This window comes from Aedoeadaptatus acetigenes (assembly GCF_025566985.1).
Taxonomy (GTDB): Bacteria; Bacillota; Clostridia; order Tissierellales; family Peptoniphilaceae; genus Aedoeadaptatus; species Aedoeadaptatus acetigenes.
The window spans coordinates 1-13,578 of the sequence record NZ_JAOQJD010000015.1; the positions used below are offsets into that span (position 1 = coordinate 1).

Annotated in this window: 9 protein-coding genes; 1 reads left to right on the plus strand and 8 read right to left on the minus strand. The window is 52.2% G+C overall.

Going from position 1 to position 13,578, the window contains the following annotated elements; translation table 11 throughout:
• The 7 genes from OCV31_RS08285 to OCV31_RS08315 form a co-directional block, all read right to left on the minus strand.
• On the minus strand, positions 1 to 596 hold a 596-nt coding region (locus OCV31_RS08285), incomplete at its 3' end, for a transposase family protein (RefSeq protein WP_267303906.1).
• Positions 597 to 680: 84 nt separating this feature from the next.
• Entirely contained in the window at positions 681 to 1,667 is a 987-nt protein-coding gene (locus tag OCV31_RS08290; RefSeq protein ID WP_148474238.1) for an IS30 family transposase, read from the minus strand.
• A gap of 172 nt (positions 1,668 to 1,839) precedes the next feature.
• Entirely contained in the window at positions 1,840 to 2,817 is a 978-nt protein-coding gene (locus OCV31_RS08295) for a 1-aminocyclopropane-1-carboxylate deaminase/D-cysteine desulfhydrase (protein ID WP_148474241.1), read from the minus strand.
• 8 nt (positions 2,818 to 2,825) lie between these two features.
• Positions 2,826 to 3,428, minus strand: coding sequence for a histidine phosphatase family protein (locus OCV31_RS08300; RefSeq protein ID WP_148474243.1), 603 nt, complete (start codon positions 3,426 to 3,428; stop codon positions 2,826 to 2,828).
• 3 nt (positions 3,429 to 3,431) lie between these two features.
• On the minus strand, positions 3,432 to 6,521 hold the full coding sequence (gene ileS / locus OCV31_RS08305) for an isoleucine--tRNA ligase (RefSeq protein ID WP_148474245.1): 3,090 nt from the start codon (positions 6,519 to 6,521) through the stop codon (positions 3,432 to 3,434).
• Between the two features lie 226 nt (positions 6,522 to 6,747).
• Complete coding sequence (locus OCV31_RS08310) at positions 6,748 to 7,161, minus strand: RrF2 family transcriptional regulator (protein ID WP_148474247.1); 414 nt, start codon at positions 7,159 to 7,161, stop codon at positions 6,748 to 6,750.
• A gap of 35 nt (positions 7,162 to 7,196) precedes the next feature.
• Complete coding sequence (locus OCV31_RS08315) at positions 7,197 to 8,501, minus strand: NAD(P)H-dependent oxidoreductase (RefSeq protein WP_148474249.1); 1,305 nt, start codon at positions 8,499 to 8,501, stop codon at positions 7,197 to 7,199.
• A gap of 145 nt (positions 8,502 to 8,646) precedes the next feature.
• Between OCV31_RS08315 and OCV31_RS08320 the strand changes: the two genes are divergently transcribed.
• Entirely contained in the window at positions 8,647 to 11,520 is a 2,874-nt protein-coding gene (locus tag OCV31_RS08320) for an insulinase family protein (protein WP_267303907.1), read from the plus strand.
• A 134-nt stretch (positions 11,521 to 11,654) separates the two neighbouring features.
• On the opposite strand, the gene ftsH is transcribed toward OCV31_RS08320, so the two are convergent.
• Positions 11,655 to 13,562: an ATP-dependent zinc metalloprotease FtsH gene (gene ftsH / locus OCV31_RS08325; RefSeq protein ID WP_148474253.1), complete on the minus strand. Its 1,908-nt coding sequence runs from the start codon at positions 13,560 to 13,562 to the stop codon at positions 11,655 to 11,657.
• Positions 13,563 to 13,578: the final 16 nt, after the last annotated feature.

Below are 13,578 nucleotides of genomic sequence, written 5' to 3' on the forward strand. Positions count from 1 at the left end.
CGTCGTTCCGCTCGATCAATGGAAGAGAAATAAGCGGCTAAATCCTTGCCGTAGCGCGTCGGAAGAATATCGATGATTCGATGGGCCTCTCCATCGGCCAAGGTGGTTTGGTACTTGCTTCCGCCGCTATCGCCCTTAAACTCGTCGATGCAAAAGACGCGAGGCAGCCGTTGACGGGGCACAAACAAACAAGCGACGATGCGGAAAATGCTCGTCGTTGAGATCCCCACCTCCTTAGCCAGCTCTGACACGGATCGGATATCCCGGAAGGCGTCCACCACATAAGCGATTAAGCGCTTTGTCATCTGTTTGCCCTTGGCGGCAAAGGAAAGAGGTGCCTCAAAGCGCGCGCCGCAATCCTTGCAATCATAGCGCGTCTTCTTGACGCGAAGAAACACGTGCTTTCGGCGCATCGGTGCGTCTCGAAGCACTTGCTCCCGGTGATCGTGGACCCAGGCGTGGGATGAGCCACAGTGAGGACAAACCCGATCGTGGACGGGTTTGCAGTCAATGGTAATGTGGCTTCTTTCTTCTGAAACACCGGTGACCTCGACATCTTGGATTCCTAAAAGTAATGTGGTAATATTGTTTTGCACTTGTTTGACCCCCTTTATTATTTTGTGGTGATTTAATTTTAGGCGATAGGGAAAACAAGTGCTATCTTTTTGCACCTTGAATTGTCAAGTCAAGTGCAACTCTACTGAATGGTAAACCTCATAAGGCGTTTTCCAGTTTAAACATTTACGCGGGCGACGATTGATCTCTTCTATTTTCGCTTCAATGTAGCTATCCGACTGGTCAATATCTTTTGTTTTTGGAAAGTATTCTCTCAATAGTCCATTTGTATTCTCGTTGGTTCCTCTTTGCCATGGGTGATGGGGCAACGGAAAATAGAATTCTACGAGAGAAAGTTGCTGTGAAATTTCTGGATGTTTTGAAAATTCTTTCCCTCTATCGGGCGTGATGCTTTGAAGGGGTTCATCTTTCAACAGTTCAATCATGGCTTGCTTAACACATTGGGCGTTCTTCTTTGGAATTTTCCGACAAAGTAGGTAGCGACTTTTCCTGTCAGTCAATGTGAGTAGACAGGCCCTGCCAGTTTTACCTGCCACCGTATCCGCTTCCCAGTCGCCTAAGCGCTGTCTTTTTTCAGCCGCATCCGGTCGTTCGGATATGGGATTGGTGATTGGGATTTTACCGCGTTTTTCTTCATAGGACTTGGTATGCCTTGTTTTTCCGCGATGTCTTAATTTTCTAATACATCCTCTATTGCCCCTAGAGAGATTCGGCTCGTCAAAAAGGCCGGAATAAATGGCTCGATAGATTGTAGTGAAGCTAATGCTATAAACACTCTCTTCGTATTTTAATCGGGCAGCGATCTGTTCCGGAGACCACTGATGCTCTAAGAATAGAGACTTTACCTTTTGGAAAAGGACGGCATCGTCTAACTTCTTTTGGGGACGACATGCTTTTCTTCTAGTGGTGTAAAGTGCCTGTGCATCACAAGGTAAATAACTACCTTGTAAAGAGTTTCTCTTTAACTCACGGCAAATTGACGACTTGTTGCGTCCTAATTTGATGGCTATCTCAGATTGATTTAAGCCGATATCCATATAATGCTTTAGCAACTCACGCTCTTTTAGTGTAAAATGAGAATAATGATTCATCGTTCCTCCTGGTTGATTGGTTTTCGTCGACATAATTTTACCAGAAAACGGTGAATCATTTTTTGTTGCACTTAGATTGTAAATTCAAGACACAAAAAAAGGAAGGGTGAATCGGATGATTCTCCCTCCCTTTGTCATCACTCTGAAACGAGCCGAAGCTCGTTTCTCTCGTTTATTCTTTTCGCAACAGGGCGCGGATTTGCTCGCTCGTCCATCCGAAGGCGCCGCCGGAGTGGATGAAGAGGATATTTTCTTTTTCCTCCCAACGGCCGTTCAGGATTTCAGAAACCGTGCCGTACATGGCTTTTCCCGTGTAGACGGGATCCAAAATAATGCCCGTTTGGGAGACGAAGTCCCAAATAAATTCCAGCTCTTCCTCTCGGCTCAAGGCGTAGCCCCTGCCAACGTAGTCGTCGATGACCGTTGCCTCGACGGCGAGATTTGTGCCCTTTAATTCGTTCATCTCGGAGGCGATGCGGGGAAGCAATTTCTCCTCGATGACGAAGGCCGGCGCGGCGACGGAGAAGCCGATAATTTCTTTTTTCGATTCGCGAAGGGCATTCCCGTAGGCGAGCCCCGCAAGCATCCCGGCGCTTCCTGCCACGCAGACAATCGCATCGAAGGTGATGCCCATGTCTTTTTCCTGGGCGAGAATTTCATCGAAGCAGTCCACGTAGCCGAAGCTGCCGAGGCCGTTAGAGCCACCCATGGGAATAATCATGGTATTTTTTCCCTCCCCGTCCAGTTCCTCTTTCCACGCGCCCATCACTTCGTCGCGACGGGCGTCGTATTCTTCTTGGCTGATAAAGCGCACCTCGGCACCGGCCAGGCGATCCAAGAAGAGATTTCCTTCATCGGGGGCGTCTTCGGGCCCCACCAAAAGCAGGTGGCACTGAAAGCCCAATCGGGCGCAGGCCATGGCCGTGGCCCGGGCGTGGTTGCTTCCCACGGCGCCGGTGGTAATGATGTCCGTGGCTCCCTCGTCCAGGGCCTGTTGAAGCAAGTATTCCAGTTTTCTGATTTTATTTCCCGTCACGGATACGCCGGTCATGTCGTCTCGTTTTACAAATAGATTCACCGGCAGATCCGCATCCATCAGCTGCACCTGTTCGATGCGCGTCGGCGTATTGGCTAAAGATAATTTTTTCATTGAACACCTCAATAAGACAATCCATCTTCTCTATCGGCTCGACGAAGCACGTGCCAGGCGCCCTTTTCGTAGGCGCAGATGCCGAGTCCCATGCTCGCGGCAATGGGCCGGGACCAGAAATCCTTCACCGCCACCCCTTCCACGACATGGTAGAGGGCCCGTATGCTCACGCCGTGGCCGACGATAAGCACATGCTCATGGCCCGATTGCTCGAGCCGCCCGATGAAGGCGCGAAGCTTATCGTAGAGATCGTAAAAATCCATAAAGCCTTCGCGATGATAGGTTTCCGGTGCCTTTAAATAGGCTTGGGCCAGGGGATCGGTCAGTATGTCTTTAAAGAGCATCCCTTCCCAAGGGCCCAAGGGCAATTCCCGCAGTGCCTCTTCTTCTATTATGGGCACGGAGCGGAATTTTAGCAAGCCTTCGGCCGTTTTCCGCGCCCTGGGAAGATCCGAGGTGTAGCAGCAATCGAAGGGCACGGAGGCGAGGCGCACCGCCATGGCGGCCATGGCCTCTTCTCCCTCCCGGGTAATGGGCGAATCCATCTGCCCCTGAATCCGGTCCTCTCTGTTCCACTCCGTTTCGGCGTGGCGCAGAATATAGAACTTCATGCCTTAGATGCGTTCGAGGACGAAGGCGATGGTGCCGTCGTTTAAGTCGGTTTTCTTCGCATCCACGGATTTCAGTTCCATGGATTCCGCCAAGGTTTCTTCCATGATTTGTTCTTTCGCCTCTTCCAAAGCGGCCTTTACGTCGCCCTCGGCGTCGTAGGCGATGGCGATGTGGTCGGTAACTTCGTAGTCGTTGGCTTTTCTTTGTTTCTGAACCTTGGAGATAAATTCACGGACGTAGCCTTCGGCGATTAATTCCTCGGTGAGTTCCGTATCCAGGATGACAAAGAGATTGTCTTCCATGCAGACGTCGAAGCCTTCTTTCGAGGAAATATCCACGAGGACGTCAGCCAAGCTCACTTCCGTATCTTCGCCGTTTAGGTTCATGGTGATGCTACCCTTTTTCAGCTCGTCGTAAAGGGCCTTTGCATCGCTTGCGGCTAGATTCTTTTGGAAGTCCTTGATCTTGGGACCGAACTTTCTGCCCACTTCTTGGAAGTTGGGCTTTAAGCTGTAAGTCATGTATTCGGTCAGGTCGTCGGAGAAGACGAGCTCTTTCACATTGAGCTCTTCTTTAATCAAATCGGTAAGATCGCCGATAATGGGTTTTAAGTCCCCGTCCACCAAGACTTCGCCCAGCGGTTGACGCACTTTGATCTTGGCGTTTTCCCGACCGGCGCGGCCCAAGGTAACCAATTGACGGACAATGGCCATTTTTTCTTCCAGCTTTTCGTCGATGGCCATCTCATCCACGGTGGGATAATCCGTTAAGTGGACGCTTTCGCCGCCGTCGAGGGTTTGGTAAAATTCTTCGGCGATAAAGGGCGCGAAGGGGGCGATCATTTTTGCGATGCCGAGAAGAATGTCGTAGGTCGTCTTAAAGACCGCGTCCCGAGACGGCGTGTCCGCTTCGTCCCAGAAGCGGCGTCTGTTTCTGCGGATGTACCAGTTGGACAGATCTTCCGCCACGAAATCCTGAATGTCGCGAACCACTTTGGTCACTTCGTGAATTTCCATGTTTTCGATGACGGATTTCAAGAGGCTGTTGTATTTGGAGAGCATCCAGCGGTCGATTTCGTCGTAGGTGACGTCGGTGATTTCTCTGGGATCCACGTCGTTAATATTGGCGTACATGGTAAAGAAATTGTGGATGTTTCTCAGGGAGCGGAAGAATTTTCCGTTGACTTCCCGAAGGCCGTCTTCGTCGAATTTCGTCGGCGTCCACGGCGGGGAAACGTACATGAGGTACCAGCGCACGGCATCGGCGCCGTATTCTTCAAAGAGTTCTGTGGGCGATACGGTGTTGCCGCGGGATTTACTCATCTTCTTGCCGTCTTTATCCAAGATCAGGTCGTTGACCAGAACGCTCTTGTAGGGCGCCTTGCCGGTCATGTAGGTGGAGATGGCCAAGAGGGAGTAGAACCAGCCGCGGGTTTGGTCGATGCCTTCGCTGATGAAATCGGCGGGGAACAACGTGTCGAAGTCCTCTTTGTGTTCAAAGGGATAGTGCCATTGGGCGAAGGGCATGGCCCCGGAGTCGAACCAGCAGTCGATGACGTCGGTTTCTCTTTCCATGGCGCCGCCGCATTCGCACCTGAGATGCACATCGTCTACATAGGGGCGGTGCAGCTCGATGGTTTCGTCGATGTCTTCAATGGATTCTTCCACCAATTGCTTGATGCTTCCGATGCTGCGGAGCTTGCCGCAATCCGGGCAGCGCCAGATCGGGAAGGGCGTGCCCCAGTATCTGGACCGGGAGATGGCCCAGTCGTTTAAGTTTTCAAGCCAGTTGCCGAAGCGCTTTTCGCCGACGAAATCCGGGTACCAATCGACGCCGTTGTTGTTTTTCACCAATTGATCTTTCATCTTGGTGACTTCGATGTACCAGGAGGGGTGGGCGTAGTAGATTAAGGGCGTCTTGCAGCGCCAGCAGTGGGGATAGTTGTGGACGATGGTTTCCTTGCTGAAGACTTTGTCCTGCATTTTCAGGTAGTCGATGATTTCTTCGTTGACACTGTGGACGAATTGGCCCTTCCACTGGGTTTCGGTGAAGTTGCCGTCGTCGTCCACGGGTTTTACGAAGGCCAGGTCGTTTCTGCGGCCCGTTTGATAGTCGTCTTCCCCGAAGGCCGGCGCCGTGTGCACGATGCCCGTGCCGTCTTCCGTGGTGACGTAATCGGCGAGGACCACGACAAAGGCGTTGCCGTCCACGTGAATTTGGTCGATGAGTTGTTCGTAGCGGCGGCCTTCCAAATCCTTGCCTTTGAGCACATCGATGACTTCGTATTCATCTTTCAGCACCTTGTCCAAAAGGTTTTTCGCCAGGTAATAGACATTGCCGTCGGCGTATTTTACTTTCGCGTAATCCACATCGGGATGCACGGCCAGTGCCACGTTAGAAGGCACGGTCCAGGGCGTGGTGGTCCACGCCAGGAAGTAGGCATCTTCGTCCACGGCCTTGAATTTCATGGTAATGGTAGGCGTCTTGTCTTCCTGATAGCCTTGGGCCACTTCGTGGGATGCGAGGCCGGTGCCGCAGCGGGGGCAGTAGGGTAGGATCTTGTGGCCTTCGTAGATAAGGCCGTCGTTAAACATTTTATCTAAAATGTGCCAGACACTTTCGATGTAGGTGTTGTTCAGGGTGATGTAGGGATCGTCCAGATCCACCAAATAGCCCATGCGGGCGGTCATCTTCCGCCACAAGCCTTCGTATTCGAAGACCGATTCCCGGCACTTCTTATTGAACTTTTCGATGCCGTATTTTTCGATGTCTTGTTTATTGTGAAGGTCCAGCTTCTTTTCCACTTCGATTTCCACGGGCAGACCGTGGGTATCCCAGCCGGCTTTTCGGTTCACCCGATAGCCCTGCATGGTCTTATAGCGGCAAGTCAAGTCCTTTAAGGTTCTCGCCATGACGTGGTGAATGCCCGGTTTGCCGTTGGCCGTCGGCGGCCCTTCGTAAAAAATAAAATCGTCCTTGCCTTCTCGGATTTCCACGGACCGCTTCAACAGATCCATGTCTTGCCAGAAGTCGACGATGCGTTTTTCACGCACGTCGGCGATATCTTGGGACAGTGTTTTAAACTTTGCCATAATTCTCTCCTTTTTCAAATAATCTATAAAAAAAGCCCCTCCGTCGGTTGACGAAGGGACGCTTTTATACGCGGTACCACCCTACTTATAGGATTCTATCACTCAAAGCCTTAACGCGGCGAACGACCCGTAGGGTTCTAAGGAAGGTGATGCGACTTTCACTGTAATGGCACGTCTCAGCTTCTGTGCCTCTCTGTGAATAGGGAGTAAAAGTCTTCGGCTTCTATTAATCGATAAAATTTGTAATTGTCATGTCCTTGAGACGGCTCACGATGTCTTCTTGCAGGCCGTAAATGCTGTGGTGAAATTTGCATCCCTGAATTTCTTCGGAATTGAACCGATTGCAGTAAGGGTCGTTTGCATGCATACAGCGGCTTAACTCGATGGGACCGTCAATGGCCAAAATAATATCGTAGAGCGAAATGGATTCAGCCGGACGGTTCAGGCTGTAGCCGCCTTTGGCGCCGCGCCGTGACTTGGTCAGCCCGGCAATATTCAACTTTCGCAAGATACGCAAAGTAAACCTGGAAGGTACGCCCATGGCCTCGGCAATGGTCGGTGCACCAACCACTTGGCCTTCGTTCGCCGCCAAATGGGCAATAATACGAAAGGCGTAGTCAATTTCCTGTGTCAGCTTCACAATGTCACATCCTCCTTTTATGATCAGGTACGATATTATACCATGTTTATATTTTTCGGTAAAGCGTAAAAGCGACCGTGTTCGCGATTAAATAATTTTACTAAAGTGCTGCTTTTATCTAAAACCACATCGTCCAGGCGCAGGGGCGCGCCTTTTTTTACAGGTCGGGCCAATTTCGTTTCGCCGACGATAAGCCCGATGGGAAGCAGATTTTCTTCGTAGGCCCGCTCGGCCTCTACCAAGGTGCCGTAGCAGGTGGCGGATCCGATGCCTTCAATGGCTTCTCCCGCTTCCATGTCTTTCTTCGCCACGGCCACGGTGTGGGCCACATAACCTACCTCCGGTGCAATGGTGGCTTCATTATACATAACAGCTCTTGCTATTGTCAAAGGAGTTTCGATATTTGTCAGGTGATAGGGCCGATAAAAAATATAATTGGGCCCGTCGCCCATGGACAAATAGGGCATTTCCCGCCGAATCATCGGCTCGTCGCTTTCCACGGAGACGAAGACGCCGGGGGCGATGCCGTGAACGAAATTGACCGTGCCGGGACGGTTCATCTCCCCGCCTAAATCTTTCGTGCGAAGTTTTTTGCTTAAATCATTTATGGTGGCGTGCATGCCCACGCAACCGCCTTCATCGGGCAAGAGCCCCGTGGCGTTCGCCACGGCATTGAGCTCGACCATGGTGTTGGTGGCGTCCACAAAGGAGGTAAGCATGCGGGGGCTGATGCCTTTTTTCTCCGCCTCGGCTTTTAATGCCTCCGGCGTGGCCTCCACATTCATGGGATTGTTTTTTCCCTTGCCGGCAGCGACGACGCGAAAACCTAAAAATATCGCGAAATTATACAGCTCCATAATGGCGCCGGGCTCATCTCCCGCCGTGCCCGTGTAGCACAGGCCCTTTTCTTTCGCCTTTTCCAAGAAATAGGGCCCGAGGAGCACGTCGCATTCCACATTGAAGCTGATAATGTGCTTGCCGGCCTCCAGTCCGTTTTCGTTGATGCAGGCGCCGGCTTCCGTGTTGCCGGTGCAGTCGCAAATGGCATCCACCTCGTCCAGTCGCCAGGCCAGGGAATTGTCCGTGGTAAGGATCATCTTCCCTTCTTCCAGAAGGGCCTCCGCCTCATCTTTATCGCGGGTAAAGGCGTAAGCATCTTCGTTTAAGCCTACCTCTTTCGCCTTGTCTAAAAGGCCTTCTTCTCGTCTCGACGACCAGAGGATCACGTCTATATTATGAATTGTTTTTAATTGTGCAACCAATCCCGATCCCATTAAGCCGGCGCCGACGACGGCGACGCGAATGGGACCGCGTTTAGACAAATCTTCTCGTAGTTTCATGTTTGTCCTCCCATCATTCTTTAGAATTATAGCATACATTATCGATGGACGTAGAGCGAGTGGGACCGATGCGCACGAATCTTAACGCTATTTTTGATTTTCACCGCCCGCTTCGGGTATGAATCATTGGAATAGGAGTGAATTTATGAACGAAAAGTATACATTAATCGAAAAGCGAACCATCGACGAATTACACGGCGAGGTTTCTCTTTTAAAACACAATCGTACGGGGGCGGAAATCCTCCTTATCGACAATCATAACCACAACAAAACCTTCTCCATCGGCTTTAAAACGCCGCCGGAAGATTCCACCGGCGTCGCCCACATCGTGGAGCACTCCACCCTGTCGGGATCGCGAAAATACAAGACGAAGGAGCCCTTTATGGACATGGTGGCATCCAGCGTGCAGACTTTTTTAAATGCCATGACCTATCCGGACAAGACCCTCTACCCCATCAGCTCGCGAAATGAAAAGGACTTTAATCAGCTGATGGACGTGTATCTGGACGCAGTCTTTTATCCGGCCATGAAGGAAAATCCCAAGATCTTTTACCAGGAAGGCTGGCATCCGGAGATTCAAGAAGACCGCCTCGTGGCAAACGGCGTGGTCTTTAACGAGATGAAGGGCGTCTACTCCGATCCCAACAATCGCATCAGCGACATGATTCGGGAAAAGCTCCACCCGACGGGCACCTATTCCCACGATTCCGGCGGCAATCCGAAAAACATTCCCGAGCTCACCTACGACGCCTTTTTGGACTTCCATTCGCGCTACTATCATCCCTCCAACAGCTACATTCTCCTGGCCGGGGACCTAGATTTCGACGAGCGCCTGGATTATTTAAACAGGGAATATTTAAGCCGCTTCGATTCCGAGGATCCCGACTCGGCCATTCAAGGCCACGCTTTCTACGACGAGGCGCAGGAATTTCAAGCCACCTATGATTTAAGCGAGGAAGAAGATCCCGCGGGGAAAAATTACTTCGCCTTCGCCCTCACCGCCAAGGTGGATCCCACGCCGGAGGATCTCTTGTTGCGCAATTTCTTCCAGGAACTGTTGATCGAATCGGAAAACGGCCTCTTGAAAAAGCCTCTGCAGGCGGCGGGCATCGGAGAAGACGTGTATTCGGAACTTTCCGTCACAAACACCTGGGACTTTGCCGTGGTGGCCTACCGCGCAGAGGAAAATCGCTACGAGGAATTTAAATCCATCGTCACGGATACCTTGGCCCGCCTCGCCGACGAGGGCATCGACGAAGATGTGCTTGAAGCGACGCTGGAGAAATTTGAATTTACCGTGCGAAGAGGCGGCGGTAGCCACGCCGATTTAATCTCCTACATCGGCGCCTTAAACACCTGGCTCTATGGCCAAAGCCCCCTGGACGGCTTGGAGCTCTTGCCTCTTTTGAAAAAGCTCCGTGAAAAAATCGGCACGGACTATTACCAAGAAAAGATCCGGGAATTTTTCCTCGAGCCCACCCACCGCTTCTTCATGAACGTGGCGCCGGAGAAGGGCAAGCAAAAAAAGGAAGAAGACGCCCTGGCCGCAAAACAAAAAGCGGATCTCGCCGCATTGTCCGATGAAGAGAAAAAAGACATCGAAAACTTGGTCGAGGCGCTCAGAGCCTATCAAACGGCACCGGATTCCGCCGAGGCCAAGGCCACGATTCCGAAGCTCGACTTAAAGGATCTGGCAGACGGAATTACGGAGATTCCCCGCACCGTCACCGAAACCTGCGGCGTGACCACGACGAAAAACCCCTTAAACACCAACGGCATCGTCTACACGAATCTGGCCTTCGACATGGGCCATTTGTCGGAAGAGGAATTGGCCTATGCCTCCCTCTTAGGGGAAGTCTTTACGAAAGTGGCCACGGAAAACTACGACGAGGCGGCCCTGGAAACGGAAATCTTCCTTTCAGGCGGCGGCTTCACCTTCGACACGCCGGTTGAAGAAACAAACGACGGCTACAAACCCTACTTCTTTATCTCCACCGGCGCCCTGCCGAGGCAACTGGAAAGGGGCTACGCCGTGTTGGATGAAATCCTCACGAAGAGCCGCTTAACGGACGCCAACAGGCTCAAGACGATTTTAGAGGGACTCAAGGCGGACATCGCCAACACTCTCCTGCAATCGGGCCACCTCATCGTGTCCAATCGCGTTCGCACCCACTTCAGCGAGAGCGCCTATGTAGACGACATCATGAACGGCCTTTCCTTCTTCGACTTCGTCTGCGACTTGGTGGATGAAAAAGATTACGATGCCGCCGGGAAAAAACTTCAACGCGTGGCGGAAAAATTATTCGCGAAAGATCGCCTCACGGCCAATCTCATCGCCGAAGAAGACGATCTGCCCGCCGCTGAAAAAGCCATTGCGCCCTTCTTAGCGTCCTTTAAAGATCTCGGCGCCGAAGATTATGCCGTGGCCTTTCAGCCGGAAAAGGTGCGGGAAGCCTTTACCTTAAACTCTCAGGTCAACTACATCGCCAAGGGCGGCAATTTTAAGGCCCTGAACAAAGCGTACAGCGGCGATATGGCGGTCCTCGCCAATGTGATCAGCAATCTCTATTTGCACCGGGAAATTCGTGCCAAGGGCGGCGCCTACGGTGCCGGCATTCGCATCGCAAAGAGCGGCAATGTGGCCACCTACTCCTACCGCGATCCCCACGTCGCCCAAACCATCGCAGCCTACGACGGCATGGGGGATTTTCTCCGCGCCCTGGAGCTTTCCGATCGCGATTTAGCCGATATGATTATCGGGGTGATGAATACCTTTGATCCCCACATGGCCCCGGCCGCCTACGGCATCTTGGACTTTAAACGCTTCTTAAACGGCACGAGCAAGGAAGAGCTGGAGGCCCTTCGAAATCAGGCTCTGGCCACCACGGTGGAGGACCTAAGAGGCTACGGCGACATGCTGGACGCCTTAATGGCGGAAGAGCAAATGGTCGCCATGGGATCCGAGGCCGCATTAAAAGAAACAAATGCCTTCGATCGCTACGAAAGTTTAAACCGATAGAAAAACGCTCGAATCGAGTGATTCAAAATCGGACTTTATTGAGCAAGCACATCGCTTGCTCAATTTTTTTGCATCAATTTCCTCCATGCCTTTTTCCATAGAAAAAAGCATCCGGTTTCCCGAATGCTTTTCCTCTACTTCTCTTCGTTTAAGGCCTCCGAGGCTTCCTCGGAAAGATCGTCTTTTTCGATGCGCTCGCCGGTTCCCAGGGGATCGTCGGTGAGGCTTCCGCCGTTAAAGAGAATTTCGAATTCCTTGCCGCTAATGGTTTCCCGATCCAGAAGGGCATCGGAAACGCGAAGCAAGGTGTCCATATTTTCTTTTAAGAGACCCTTCGCCTTGTTGTAGGCGTCGCCGACAAAGCGGCGCATTTCTTCGTCGATTTCGGCGGCCACTTCCTCGGAATAATCCTTGGTGTGGCTCATGTCCCGGGCGACGAAAACCGAATCGGAATCGCTGCCGTAGGTTAATGTGCCGATCTTTTCGCTCATGCCGTAGGTGGTGACCATTTCCCGGGCGAGTTTCGTGGCCCGCTCGATGTCGTTGGAGGCGCCGGTGGAAATGTCGCCGAGGACCAAATCCTCCGCCACTCGTCCCCCTAAGAGGCTCACCAATTCATTTTGCATTTCCGTTTTCGTCGTGAAATGCATAATGTCGTCGTCGGGCAAAAAGGCCGTAAAGCCGCCGGCGCGCCCGCGGGGAATGATGGTGATCATGTGCACCGAATCGTAGCCCGGGAGCATTCTGGAGACCACAGCGTGGCCCGCCTCGTGTACCGCCGTGAGCTTGCGCTCCTTCTCTTTAATGACGGCGCTGGATTTTTCCGGACCGGCCACCACTTTAATACTGGCTTCGTTGACGATGGCCATGGGGATCTTCCTGAGATTTTCCCGAGCCGCCAAAAGCGCCGACTCGTTCATGAGATTTTCCAGATCCGCCGGGGTAAAGCCCGCAGTGCGCTTGGCCACCACGGTCATGTCCACGTCATCGGCCAGGGGCTTTTTCTTGCCGTGGAGCTCTAAAATTTCTTTTCGCGCCCGCACGTCGGGAAGGCCCACGTAAATCTGGCGGTCGAAGCGACCGGGACGCAAGAGGGCCGGGTCCAAAATGTCGGCGCGGTTGGTTGCCGCCATGACGATGACCCCTTCGTTGGTGCCGAAGCCGTCCATTTCAACGAGGAGTTGATTCAGCGTCTGTTCCCGCTCGTCGTGGCCACCGCCGAGGCCCGCGCCCCGTCTGCGTCCCACGGCGTCGATTTCATCGATAAAAATAATGCAGGGCGCGTTGTTTTTGGCCGTTTCAAAGAGATCCCGCACGCGGCTCGCGCCGACGCCTACATACATTTCAACGAAGTCGGAACCGCTCATAATATAAAAAGGCACTTTCGCCTCGCCGGCCACGGATTTGGAGAGATAGGTCTTCCCCGTTCCCGGCGGGCCCACGAGGAGCACGCCTTTAGGAATCCTGGCGCCCATGGAGACGAATTTATTGGGGCTCTTTAAGAAATCCACGATTTCCGAGAGCTCTTCTTTTTCTTCTTTCAGACCCGCCACGTCTTTAAAGGTGATCTTTTTCGTCTCTTCGTCGTCCATGACCCGGGCCTTGCTCTTGCCGAAATTCATCATTCGGCCGCCGGCGCCCTGTTGGGAGCGCATAAAGCTGAAGAACAAATAGCCCATAAAGAGCATGACCAAAAATGTGGGCAGAAAACTGGCGATGGTGGGTCCTTGGGGATTGGCCGGCGTGGAGGACAAAGCGATCTCGCCCTTTTCGACGGGCCCCTTCAAGTATTGTTCGTAAAAAGAGTCGCCGATGACCGGAGGAATATTCGTCCGGACGACGTCTTTATTTTTCTTGGTAACCAGAGCTTCCGAACCTTTTAAGTCGATGGATTTTACCTGATTCTTTTGAACCATTTCCACGAGCTTCGTGTAACTGATCTCTTCCGTCGAACGTTGAGACGGATTCATAAAGTAGATGCCGAAAATCAGCATGCCGAGAAGCACGAGATAAAAGGCTACGCCGCTCCATTTTCTATTCAATCGTACAAACCTCCTT